Annotated in this window: 11 protein-coding genes and 1 pseudogene; 2 read left to right on the top strand and 10 right to left on the bottom strand. The window is 63.8% G+C overall.

Features of this window, described 5'->3' with window-relative positions:
- From JNO53_RS11130 to JNO53_RS11105, 6 genes are all read right to left on the bottom strand, one after another.
- A partial coding sequence (locus tag JNO53_RS11130) for a hydantoinase/oxoprolinase N-terminal domain-containing protein (RefSeq protein WP_203110947.1) occupies positions 1-128 on the bottom strand: 128 nt, incomplete at its 3' end.
- 67 nt (positions 129-195) lie between these two features.
- Complete coding sequence (locus tag JNO53_RS11125; RefSeq protein WP_203110945.1) at positions 196-1206, bottom strand: zinc-binding dehydrogenase; 1011 nt, start codon at positions 1204-1206, stop codon at positions 196-198.
- On the bottom strand, positions 1203-2822 hold the full coding sequence (locus JNO53_RS11120) for an FAD-binding oxidoreductase (RefSeq protein ID WP_203110943.1): 1620 nt from the start codon (positions 2820-2822) through the stop codon (positions 1203-1205). The genes JNO53_RS11125 and JNO53_RS11120 overlap by 4 nt, the downstream gene beginning before the upstream one ends.
- Before the next feature lie 101 nt (positions 2823-2923).
- A complete protein-coding gene (locus JNO53_RS11115; protein WP_203110941.1) occupies positions 2924-4303 on the bottom strand; it encodes an FAD-dependent oxidoreductase in 1380 nt (459 codons plus the stop codon).
- Positions 4300-4575, bottom strand: coding sequence for a hypothetical protein (locus JNO53_RS11110; protein ID WP_238401837.1), 276 nt, complete (start codon positions 4573-4575; stop codon positions 4300-4302). The genes JNO53_RS11115 and JNO53_RS11110 overlap by 4 nt, the downstream gene beginning before the upstream one ends.
- A gap of 83 nt (positions 4576-4658) precedes the next feature.
- On the bottom strand, positions 4659-5876 hold the full coding sequence (locus tag JNO53_RS11105; RefSeq protein ID WP_203110937.1) for a class I SAM-dependent methyltransferase: 1218 nt from the start codon (positions 5874-5876) through the stop codon (positions 4659-4661).
- A gap of 83 nt (positions 5877-5959) precedes the next feature.
- Here JNO53_RS11105 and JNO53_RS11100 point away from each other — a divergent pair, with 83 nt between their 5' ends.
- Positions 5960-6277, top strand: a complete 318-nt coding sequence (locus JNO53_RS11100; RefSeq protein WP_203110935.1) for an REDY-like protein HapK — start codon at positions 5960-5962, stop codon at positions 6275-6277.
- A complete protein-coding gene (locus JNO53_RS11095) occupies positions 6274-7110 on the top strand; it encodes an SDR family NAD(P)-dependent oxidoreductase (protein ID WP_203110933.1) in 837 nt (278 codons plus the stop codon). Before JNO53_RS11100 ends, JNO53_RS11095 begins: the two co-directional genes overlap by 4 nt.
- A 49-nt stretch (positions 7111-7159) precedes the next feature.
- Here the strand turns inward: JNO53_RS11095 and JNO53_RS11090 are convergent, their stop codons facing one another.
- The 4 genes and pseudogenes from JNO53_RS11090 to JNO53_RS11080 form a co-directional block, all read right to left on the bottom strand.
- Positions 7160-8518 carry an MmgE/PrpD family protein gene (locus JNO53_RS11090; RefSeq protein WP_203110931.1) on the bottom strand — a complete coding sequence of 453 codons (1359 nt, stop codon included), beginning with the start codon at positions 8516-8518 and terminating at the stop codon, positions 7160-7162.
- 1 nt (position 8519) lies between these two features.
- Positions 8520-9155 carry a zinc-dependent alcohol dehydrogenase family protein gene (locus JNO53_RS15590; protein ID WP_443111175.1) on the bottom strand — a complete coding sequence of 212 codons (636 nt, stop codon included), beginning with the start codon at positions 9153-9155 and terminating at the stop codon, positions 8520-8522.
- Positions 9153-9533: pseudogene (locus JNO53_RS15585) on the bottom strand (alcohol dehydrogenase catalytic domain-containing protein); the annotation flags it as partial. The gene JNO53_RS15590 and the pseudogene JNO53_RS15585, both read right to left, overlap by 3 nt.
- Before the next feature lie 140 nt (positions 9534-9673).
- A complete protein-coding gene (locus tag JNO53_RS11080; protein WP_203110927.1) occupies positions 9674-11983 on the bottom strand; it encodes a TonB-dependent receptor in 2310 nt (769 codons plus the stop codon).
- Positions 11984-12042: the final 59 nt, after the last annotated feature.

Here is a 12042-nt window from a genome sequence, read left to right as displayed (position 1 = left end):
AAAATGCCTTCCGAACTGTCCGACGGCGTCGACGGCGTCTTGTGACGCCAAAACTCGCCCGTCACCTCGTTAAACAACAACAGGTCGGTGAAAGTCCCGCCTACATCCACTCCAAGACGATATGTCACGAATAATCCTTGCAGCTGATTGAGAGGTGAAAATGGATGCGCCGACCCGCCGCGATGCGGTTCCGTTTCACGAGCGCAGATCCACGATGACTTTGCCCATCGACCGCCCGGACAGCAGGTGCTCGACCGCATCGAAAATTCCTTCGATGCCGACGTGGCGACGGCTGTCGAAGGTGATATTCAACTGGCCGTCGGCGTAGAGCTCGAACACTTTCTCTCGCGCGGCGGGCCAATGGTCCGTCAGCAAGCCGTTCATGAAACCGCGCACCGAGGCGCCCTTGTAATAGAGCTTGTGCGCGATGCGGGGCTGCGTGACGATCTCCGGCCGGCCTTCCAGATCGGCCGCGGCGCCGCCTACGACCACCCGCCCGTGGGGCGCGACATTGTCGAGAAACGCGTCGAATATGGTGCCGCTGACCGTATCGATCGCTACGTCCAGCTTGTCCGGATATTCGGCCGCAAGCACTTCCGCGACCGATTCCGTCCGGTAGTCGATGACGCGCCGGGCGCCGAGTGAGCGTACGAAATCGCTCTTCTCCTGCCCGCCACAGACTGCTACGACATGACAGCCGCGGAGCGCTGCAAGCTGGACAAGTATATGGCCCAATCCGCCCGCGGCGGCGGAGATCGCCACTGTCTCGCCATCCCGAAGCGCGCCGACATGCTCGATCGCCAGCATCGCCGACACGCCGGTCGAAGCCAATGCAAGCCATTCGGGCTTCGCTTCCGGAACGCGCACGAAATGTGAGGCCGGAGCGATGTTCCATTCGCGGTAGCCGCCGGGAAAACGGGTCGTCACGACCGGGTCGCCCGCCGCGAAGCCGCTCACGTCGGACCCGGTCGCTTCGACGATCCCCAATGCCTCGACCCCGGTGAGAGTGGGCAGTGCGATCTTGACGTAGTCGACAGCATTGCGGGCGATCTGGGTGTCGAAAATCCCGTTCACGCCGCAATAGAGATTGCGCACGAGCAATTCGCCCGGTGCAGGGGGACGCCTGTCGAGGGTGACGATCTCTGCGCCACTGCGAAAACCATCCGCAAAGCGCCGCAGCTCTATCGCACGGTAGGTCTCCGTCATGCCGCACCCTTGAACGGAAAGCCGAGCACGCCCGGATTGAAGACACCGTCCGGATCTATGACGTCCTTCACTGCATCGAGAAGCTTCGTCGACAGGTCGTCGCGGCTTTCCCGGTAGGGATAGGTTCGGCCGATCTGGAAGAAACCGCATCCGTAGCGGGCGAACACGTCAATCACCGCCTGGCGCAGTTCCGTTACGAGCGCCGTCGCCGCCGCATTGGGCTCGCGCTGCTGCAGCCGCGCCAGGTGCGAGGGTTCCACGGCGGATTCATGGACCGGCCGCCATCCTTGCGGCCAGAAGAACACCGGCTCGATAATCAGCCCGTTGCTGGCCATGGAGGTAAAGAGGAACCCGGTGTGGATCCCCTGCGCATCCATCTGCGCCTTGCGCACTGCATAAAGCGCCTGAATTTCCTTGAATATCCGGGGCGCGTTCGAAAGCGAACAAACGCCGTGGACGGGAACCCAGGCCTCGCCCGTGGGGCCGAGCATGGAATTGAGCGCGGGAAAGGGCATCGCGCGAATGACTTTCGCGATCGTATTTTCGACCTCCTCCCCGCCGAAACTTCCAGCCACCTTCCGCGCGACGGCAACGTCCGCATCGACCGCGGCCTTCGACCGGCCTTCGCAGATTATGTGAAGCGGATAATCGGTCGGTGCGATGAAATTGCGCCCGCCCATCGCGATCTTCGCCGCCGCGAACAGTCCCTTGCCGAGGTTCTTTTCCTTGGCGACCACCGCTCCGAGCGTCTTGACGTCCGATGCGAGCGACGCGCGCTGCAGACGCACCGCCGTCAAACCCGGATCGAACGCGCAGGTCTCGGCCGCGATACCCCGCCGGGCCACCTCCGCCATCGCGCGCAAGAGACTTTCGCCATCGGGAAACGAGAAGGACAGATGATCTTCGAAAGCCGGCGCCTCGATCAGACGGAATGTGACTTCCGCCTTGATGCCGAGCGTGCCGCAATCTCCGCAAAAAAGGCCTGCGAGATCGGGACCGTAGTGCCGATAGTGTGGGGTCTGTCCATCTGGTCCGCACGCACCGGTTCGGACGATCGAGCCGTCGGCCGCGACGACTGTGAGCGAGACCACGCTCTCGCTCGAGGTGCCGTAGCGCGCGGCCCCGAACATGGCGTTCAACTGAGCCAGTCCGCCCCCTACCGTGGAGACGAGGCCCGACATCGGCCCCCAGAAGGGCGTGCGCAGCCCCTGCTGCGCCAGGGCCTCGTTCATGTCCTTCCAGGTCGCCCCGGCTTCGACGGTGATCGTCATATCCTCGCGGCTGATGCGCAGGATACGGTTCATGCGCGACATATCGAGCGAGACCGTCCGGTCGTGTGCCGGGACGTATCCGCCCGTGTAACTCATGCCCGATCCGCGCGGCGCGATCGCATAGCCGGCCGCATGAACTGCAGCGACCGTCTTTGCCAGCTCGGCTAACGAGCCGGGCGCTGCCACCATGGCGACGACGGAATTTACCGGCCGCCAGATATCTTCGCTGAACAGCCGCCGCCGCGCCTCGTCGAGCTGGACATTCTGGCGCCCGATGATTTCGGCAAGCTGGTTGAAAAGCCCGTCCCGCTCCGCGTCGATGGTGGCTTGCGCGTCCTGTTGCATCGATCCTCCCGTTGGAACGCCAGGCACGCGCTCCATATGTATCAATACTATGACATATAAATCGGAGCTTGCAAGCTTCCGCTGCAACCCTAGTCCGAAGGTCAGCTCGTGAGGAGTGAAGCTGCGGACCGCCCTGCGATGCGACCGAGGACCACCGCGGTGGTCAGACCCATGGCCGGCAGGTATCCCCATGACGACGGTCCGGAAACCGAGCGCGCCGAGCCGCCGCCGGCAAATAGATTGGGGAAGGGGCGACCGTCGCGCCGTAGAACGCGGGCGTGCCGGTCGATCTGCAGGCCCCCTTGCGTGTGGTATATCGCCCCGATCACCTTGAGGGCGCGGAACGGTGCGCGGAGGATGTGGCCGCCTGCCCAGTCGCGACCGAACGAATCCCGGGCGCCGCGCGCCGCGGCCTCCCTTGCATGGTCGACCGAGGCGGTCAGGCGTGCCGGATCGGCTCCGATCGCGCCCGCGAGGTCATCCAGCCGCTCGGCAGTTTTGTGTGCGTTCAAGGCGATGAGTTGCGCGAGCTCGGGAATTCCCCCGCAAGCCGACTCGATATCGGCATCGTAGATCACCCAGCCGCCGCTGCCGGGCTGGCTCGAAAGCGGGTGCACCATCCCCGCGATGTCTTCCGATTCATCGGTGAACCTGTCGCCGTGCCGGTTCACGATAATGCCACCGTCTATCAGAACGGGGGGCGGGACGGATATGCCCTGGGGATCCGTGAGCATCGCGTAGCCCTGGTAGCTGCCCATGTCTCCCAACGCCGCGCCCAAGCCTTCGCCCAGGCGTATGGCGTCGCCTTCGCTGCCTTCGTGGCCATTGTAGCGGAGCGCCCGCGTTTCCGGCATGTAGCGGTCCGTCATCGCACGATTGGCGCCGAACCCGCCGCAGGCCAGGATCAGCGCGTCGCAGCCGATGCGTTCGACTTGCCCGTCGGCACGCTGCAATGCGGCTCCGCGGACCCGGCCATGCCCATCGTCGAAAATATCGACGAGACGCGTCTCCATCAGGACATCGACGCCCGCGTCGCTCATCCTGCGATGGAGGAGCTGAATCATGTCGAGCCCGCCGTGTCCGGGCCAGCCATGCACTCTTGGGCGGCTGTTCCCGTACGACGCGCGAAAGCTGGTATCCAGTTGCCAGGGCAGGGCATGCACATTGCGCAGCCATTCGAAGGTGGGCGCGCTTTCTTCGGCCAGTGTCCTGGCGATTACCGGATCCGCCTGTCCCCGCGATTTCTCCATGATATCCGCGAAGAAAACCTCGGCGTCGTCGTTGACGCCGTTCTCCTTCTGCGAAGTCGTCCCGGCAGCGCAGAACAGGCCTTGCGACATTCCGGTGGACCCGCCGGGTCGATCGTCGCGCTCGACGACCAGTGCATCGAGGCCCGCATCGGAGGCGGCGAGAGCAGCAGCGGCGCCACACGCTCCGGCGCCGGCGATCAGCACCGGCACCGAGAATTCGAACTCGCTCAACTGTCGGCGCCGATCTCTTCGGCGACATCCTCGGACGCCGGATCGTTGGCGATATCGACGGCCTCGCCGCGCTGCTGCACGATGCGCAGAACCCGCGCGATCAATTCCTGATTGGCCAGCGCGCGTTCCGCAGCGGCATTCCGATCGGGAACGAAGGCGTCGATCTCGGACCGGTCGAGCACGCCTTTGCCTTCCAGCAGACGCTCCAGGGTGTCGATGCGCTGGCGAGCGACCGCGAGCTCCTGAACGGCGGCCATGGTGATGGCGAGCACCGTTTCGGCTTCCTCATCCAGGAAATACGGGCGTTTCCCCGCCGCCTTCGCGCCTGCTTCGGCAATTGCGTCATTCACACTCATCAGACCGTCGCTCCGATCACATGCCATGCTGCCTTGCGGCCGTAATCCTCGGTGTCGTCCTCGGCTGCGTCGGGGAACAGCTCCTTATCCACCACCCCCGTCACTCCGCCGTGGATCAACTTGTCGCGGTCGAAACCGGCGTCGACCATCGCCTGGTCGAGATCGAGCTCGTGCATGCGGCTCCAGAACGGTTCGTTGTTGTAGAAGGCATCCCAGTCGCGCATGACCTGCTCGAATAGCGGCATGTCGGGCGAATATTGCGGCTGCTCGACGTGGAGAACGAGCCCGCCCGGGCGCAGCAGGCGCCGCGTCTCACGCAAGATGTTCGCCAGCGCCGAATTCGACAATTCGTGCAGGAACATCGTCGTCTGAATCCAGTCGAAACTCGCGTCGGGAAAGCGCGACAGGTCCTCTCCGCTCGCCTGAACGAAGCGGATGTTGTCGACACCCAGAGACTTGGCGCGCGCCAGCCCGTAGCGCAGCACCGGGACGCCGAGATCGGTCACCGTCATGTCCGCATCGGGGTAGGCCTGAGCGATCGGCAAACTGGAGTGACCGACCGTGCCGCCGATCTCGAGAATGCGCTTGGGCGCAAAATCGGGATAGTTGCGGCGGACCCAGTTGACCACGGCATGGCCGCCGCCGTCCGAGAACTTGCCCAGCAGGCCTGCGGTCGTGACGAAACCCGCATGGTCGTAGTTCGCCCCGTTGGTCACGTCGCCCGGGAAATATTCGGTGTGGTAGCTTCCCGGCATGCAGTGATGATCGACCGCAGAGACATAGCGGGGAATCTCCACCGCAGGGTCGAGCTGCAGCCGATCGTCGTCTCCGATCAAGGCTGCCGCTTTTGCGGCCAGCGCTTCGCGCTGCCTTATGGCAGTCCACCGCCCGGCCTGCTGGCGCTGTTCCATCGTCATCCGGCGAAGCGCCGACCACAGGCGGAACATCGGATCCTTCAGGAGTTCGCGGCGTGCCTCGTGCCGATCGGCGATGGAGCGGCCATTTGCCTTTTCGAAGGCGGGAGAAACCCGCCGTTCGTACGCGTCATGCACGCTCGGGACTACCCGTGCGGACAGATGGCGGTTCATCTGCGCCAGGAAATTGATCCGCTCGATCTCGTCGTGCGTGGTTTCCGGGAACACGCCGTGACGGCCGATGACGCGATAATCCGGCGGGCCTTCGTAGGCCTGCTGAGCAGATGCATTTGCGATGGTCATGTCGAATGCGCTTTCCTGCCGTTTGATATATGATTAGGACAATATGACACCTCCGAACCCGAATGCCAAGGAGATGCGCAAGCATGACCAAGATTATCGTACTCTTGCACCTCAAACCCGGGAAAAGCGCTGCGGATTATGAACGCTGGGCCCTGGCGACCGACCTTCCGACAGTCCGCTCGCTCGAGTCGGTCTCTGCGTTCTCCGTGTTCCAGACGACCGGCGTGCTGGGAAGCGACGCGCGCCCACCATACGACTATATCGAGATCATCGACGTTGCGGACATGGACGTGTTCGGCAAGGAGGTCGCCACGGAAGCGATGGGCCGCATCGCAGCCGAATTTCAGGAATGGGCCGATCCGGTCTTCATCCTGACCCGCGACATCGAGGACGCACGATGACCCGGCCGCTCGAGGGGCGTACGGCGGTCATCACAGGGTCGGGCCGCAAGGGCGGCCTTGGCGAAGCCATTGCGCTACGCCTGGCGGAGGACGGCGCCAACATCGTGTTGTCGGATATCGGCACTTCCCGCGATGCCGCGACTCCCGATTCGATGATCGGAGGCTCGTCCGAGATGGCGGAAATCGCCGCGGCGATTCAAGCGTCCGGCGTCGCAGTGTCCGCGAAGGCCTGCGACGTCCGCAACTGGGACGAGGTGCAGGCGCTGGCGGACCACGCTGTCGAGACGCACGGATCGCTCGACATATGGGTCAACAACGCCGGCATCGGCTACATCATGAAGCCGATGCTCGACCTGGCGCCGAGCGACTGGACCGCCGTCATAGACGTCAACCTGACCGGCGCCTTCTATGGCTTGCGTGCCGCCGCCGAACGCATGGTCGCGCAAGGCCGCGGAGGACGCATCATCAATATTGCGAGCCAGGCGGCGAAAAGCGGCTTCCCCTGCGCCCAGGCCTATACCGCATCCAAGCACGGGCTGGTCGGACTCGTCCGTTCGGCGGCGATCGAACTGGGAGCGCACGGCATCACCGTGAACAACGTTTGTCCGAACCATGTGACCACCGGTCTCGGCGCCTGGCAGAACAGCTATTTCGCCGAGCGGCAGGGCAAGAGTCTCGAGCAGTATCTGGCCGACATGGCAGCGCGTATTCCGATGGGCCGCCCCGGCGTTCCGCAGGATACCGCCAACGCGGTCGCATTCCTGTGTCAGGACGCGGCCGCCTATATCACCGCCGAATCGATGAATGTTTCGGGCGGGGAGGAGCCGCACTAAAGTATCCGGTCGGCCTCGCGTCCCGCGGACGAGGGGCCGACCGCGTTCGTCAGACAGGCTCGATCACTCGAAGGAGCGCGGCCGCCACGTCGTCCAGGTTCTCGAAGTCGTCGATCAGATCGGCCAGTTCTGCATGCCTGCCCGGCAGGCCGCCGAATTCGAGAGAGCGGCGTGCCTTAGCCAAATGCTCTTCGCGACTCAGGGGCGCTTCCGGCGAGCCGAACTGGCGATCGACAGCCTGGCTGTGACGCCGACCGTTTTTCATTATCGCAGTGGCAGCGGCGGGCACGAACGCGGCCTGATCCGGATTTGCATCAGCCTTGACTTCGATCTTCCTGGCGAGCGCGAGCAGGGCAGGGTCGCTCAAGGCCTCGCCGGTGAAGTCGGCAAGATCGATCGTTCCCCGCGTCAACACGACTGCGCCCAGCCAGGCGAAGCACAGGCGCGCGTAAGCGACGCTCATCCCTGGGACCGGCCGGCGCCCTACGAGCCGGTAGATGAGCGGCGGCGCGCTGTATTCGAAGCGCTCGAGATTATCCGGAGTGATGCCGTGTCGGGCGATCAGCATCTGCAGGGCGGTGATGGCTCCATGTGCAGCGCGGCCCGTTGGGAACGGCTTCCAGCTCAATTCCTCAACGCGGTGGCGCTTTCCCAACTCTGCGAGTGCCGCGGCCGGATCGACCTCGTCCTCGAACAAGGACAGGTAACCGAACGGCCCGTCGATCGACGCGTCCGGTCCCTCGAAGCCCGCGCATGCAAGATCGACCGCTTCGATCGCGGAGCGCGCAGCAGCGGCTACCTGTACGGCCAGTGTCGGCTTTCCCTCGATATGCGCCTGCATCGTGCCGCTCGCAAAGGCCAAGCCATAGCCGAACGCATGGCGCGAAACGTCGGGCGGGAGGCGCCGCAGGCGGCATAAGGCGCCGATCGATCCGAAGATACCCGCCGTTGCCGGGCGAAAGAACTTGAGCGGCGAGGAGACAGCCACGCCGAGCGTGGCGACGATATCGATGCCCGCCACCATTGCAGCGAGGAAATCTCCGCCCGACGCAGGCGCTCGGCTGCTTTCCGCGAGCAGCACGGCACCGACAGTGGCCATAGGGTGCGCAACTGCAGGCTCATGGACGCAGTCGTATTCCTGCGAATGGATCTGGTACGCGTTCACGAATGCTGCATGGGGCCGTGTGAGGCGCTCGCCCGGACGGCCCAGGACGAAAGCCGTGCCGCCTGCGCCGCTCCACGTCTGTGCAGCGGAAAAGGCAGCGTCCGCCAGCGGCGCGTTACGTCCGGCGATGCCTACAGCAAGGCTGTCGTGCAGGAAATTGCGCGCAGCCTGGCGCGCGGACCCGGGCAGATCGACCCAGGTGACCGCCAGTGCATGTTCGACCAGGCGGTGCGCCGCGTTCACGTCAGAATTCGATCAAGACCTTGCCGACATGCTCGGCGGAGGCGAGGTAGGCGTAGGCGGCGGGCGCCTCGTCGAACGGGAACGTCTTCTGGACGACCGGTTCGATGCCGTTCGCGTCGACCGCGCGGACGAAGTCGACCAGCATGGCGCGGCTTCCGTTGGCAATGCCGCGCAGGACCAGGTTCTTGCCGATGATCGTTCCGTAGTTGGAGATCGTGGCCCCCATTCCTGCCGTCACCCCGATGATCGGGATGCGGGCGTTCACCGCCGCCGCCGCGATCGATTGACCCAGTGTGCCCTGACCACCCGTCTCCACGACGATGTCGGCACCCGCATTGCCGGTACGGGTCATGAGCTCGGCGCCCCATTCGGGCGTGGCGCGATAATTGATCGTGATATCGGCGCCGAGTGTGCGTGCGAGTTCGAGCTTCTCGTCGCTGGAGGAGGTGATCGCCACCCGCGCGCCGTGGGCCTTGGCGATCTGCAATGCGTAGATCGCGACCCCGCCGGTGCCCAGGCAGAGGACGGTGTCGCCCGCCTTAACTTTGCCCACTTCGACCACCGCGTTCCACGCCGTCAGGCCGGCGGCGGCCAGGGGAGCGGCCTGGAGGTCGTTAAGCCCATCGGGAACGCGCACGACCGCGGACGCGGGCAATACGACTTTCTCCGCAAGCCAGCCATCGTGAGTGACGCCGATGTCGTGGCCGAAGGCGTGGTAGCCGAAGGCACCCCCGGTCCAATTGACGAAATGTCCGCAGATCACACGGTCGCCGAGATCGACGCCGCTTACGCCTTCTCCGACAGCGAGAACGGTGCCGACGCCTTCGGACATCGGGATCCGCTCCGCCGCCTTCTTCGCGCCATAGGCGCCCTGGACGATCTGAAGATCCCGATTGTTCAGGCTCGCGAACCGCGGCGCGACCAGGACTTCCCCGCGACCGGCCACCGGCTCAGGCCGTGTCACCGCCGTAAGGGCATCGACACCGTTCTGTTCGCCGATCTGAAATGCTTTCATTGGCCGTTCCTCAATTCGTTACTTGTTTTGCGTTGCCCGCAATCCGCAGGTCCGTCGTGGGCCGGATGTCACATGCGCCGGTCACGAAATTGGGGCCGCCTGCCGGCGGCCCCATCGTCGTTCCGGTCACGGAACATACGTCAGAAGTTGAACCAGATGCGACCCGTGTAGCGGCGCGGATCGCCGGGGAACAACGAAAGGAAGTTCGCAGTGATCGTTTCCTCGTTGGTCAGGTTCGTGATGCCGAACGATGCACCCCATTGGCCATCTTCGTGATCGTAGGTGAACGTGAGATCCACGAAGTCCTCGGGACCGGTCTTCGCGGTGTTCAACAGCGAAACGAAGTAGGGTGAATTGTGGCGATAGGCGGCCGTCAGGCCGAGATCGCCGCCAAGCGCATCGACCGGCACCTTGTACGTCGCACCTCCCGCAAGCTGAAGCTTGGGCACGCGCACGGGAACGGTCTCGGTGGTCACCTGGAGGTTGTCGGGAACGCCCGGCGTCACCACGGTCGAAAGATACTCGCCGTGGTTGAGCGAGCCGTTGAGGAAGATGTTGAGATTGCGGTTCGGATTATAGGCGGTTTCCCATTCGAATCCGTAGGCGCGCAGCTTGCCAGCGTTACGCGCCAGACTGATGATCGCAGGATCCGGGGGGATGATGATGCCCGAAGTGATCTGCAGATCCTTCGTATCGGCGAGATAGAACGTTCCGTTCAGGCGCAGCTTGCGGTTGAACAGGTCCGACTTGAAGCCTGCCTCGTAAGACCAGGTCACTTCGGGGCGGAACGGCAGGACCTGCGTCGCCTTGGCCGACGTGCCGTTCCAGCCGCCCGATTTGAAGCCGTTGGTGACCGAGCCGAAGATGATGATGTCGGGCGTGGCCTTGTACGACAGGGCGAAGCGCGGCGTGACCCGCTTCTCGGTCATCTTCAGCGGCACGCCAGCCGCGATCGCGTCGGCGCTGTCGAAGCCGAGGCCGGGGAAGCGCTCCGACTTGAAGAAGTCGAGGTTCTTCGATTCCCAGGTATAGCGTGCGCCAACCGTCGCGGTCAGCGCGGGAACCAGCTCATAGTCGACTTGCAGATAGGCGGCCGCCGTTTCGACTTCCTGCTCGAAGTGGCGATCGTTCAGGAGATTGTAGGCGGTCGCGTCCGCAGCACCCATAAAGTCCGCGCTGGCGAGGGAGTTGTTCTCCTTGAGGTAGAAGATCCCGCCGACATACTTCAACCGTCCGTCGAGAAGGTCGCTGCTCCACTTCAACTCGCCGGAAACCTGGCTGTTTTCGCTGTAGTCGGCGAGAATGAAGCCGGCGTACTTGTTGACCACCGAGGCGGTGTAGTTGTTGATGTAGCCCTGCTTCATATCCCGCCAGCCGAAGATCGCCTCGAGCGTGCCGGCATCGGCCGCGTAGGCGACATTGGCCGTAACAGCGTAGGCATCGGTGTGCTGGCAGAGCCCGTTGCCAGTGGACAGAAGGATTTCGACCGGATCGCCATCGCAGCTCGTCTTGCGCATGTTCGTGGCGGTTTCGTAAAACACCGGCGTGTTCGGCGTGCCGTAGCGCGAGGATGGCGTCGGCTCCGAACGCACACCCAGGTAAGTGCCGCTGTTGTAGGTATACTCGCCGGCGATATCGATGGTCAGCTCGTCCGTCGGAAGGAAACGCCAGTCGCTGCGGAAACCGTAGCTGCGCTCACCGTTGAGCTTCTCACCCGTCGTGATGTTGTTGAGATATCCTTCGTCGTTCACATAGAACGCCGACCACTTGGTGAGGACGCTTTCCGACAGGGGTACGTCCACGATGGCCTTCGCGGTGACGCGATCGAAAGAGCCGTAGGAAGTCTCGAACTTCGCGCCTGCGACGTCCGAAGGCTTGCGCATGATGATCGACATCGCGCCACCGGTCGTGTTGCGGCCGAACAGCGTGCCCTGCGGCCCGCGAAGGACTTCGACGCGCTCCGTGTCGAAGAACGCGTAGTTGTTGGCGTTCTGACGTGCGACGTAGATGTTGTCGACGTAGGTGCCGACCGGCGGATCGAATGTCGCCGCCGACTGCGAGTTGCCCAAACCGCGAAGGTAGTAGGCGTTCGCGGTCGAAAGCCCCGCATTGTTCTGCGAGATCATCGAAGGAACATATTTCGACACGGAGATCGCGTCGTCCAGATTCAGCTCGCGAATGGTCGATTCGGTGAAGGCCGTGACTGCAACAGGAATATCCTGCATTCGCTCGGGGCGCCGCTGCGCGGTGACGACGATATCCTGGCCGGTGTATTCTTCCGTCGCACTCGCCTGCTCATTGGCAGCGTCGGCAGATGCGACCGGCTGTGCGGATTCCGTCGGCTGCTCGGAGGCTTGCGCCGATGTGGTGCCCCAGAGGGCCGAGGCCGCCGCAACGGCCGCCAGGGTGATCCGCGATGCTCCGAAATTCCCATACTTGGTGTGATTCATGACAGCTCCCTTCAACCAGTCGCGCAAAGCACGGCTTATGTCTTATTGTCCCAACAATA

The sequence above is a fragment of the Altererythrobacter sp. C41 genome, from assembly GCF_016803135.1.
Taxonomy (GTDB): domain Bacteria; phylum Pseudomonadota; class Alphaproteobacteria; order Sphingomonadales; family Sphingomonadaceae; genus Pelagerythrobacter.
This window is presented reverse-complemented; position numbering and strand designations above follow the sequence as displayed.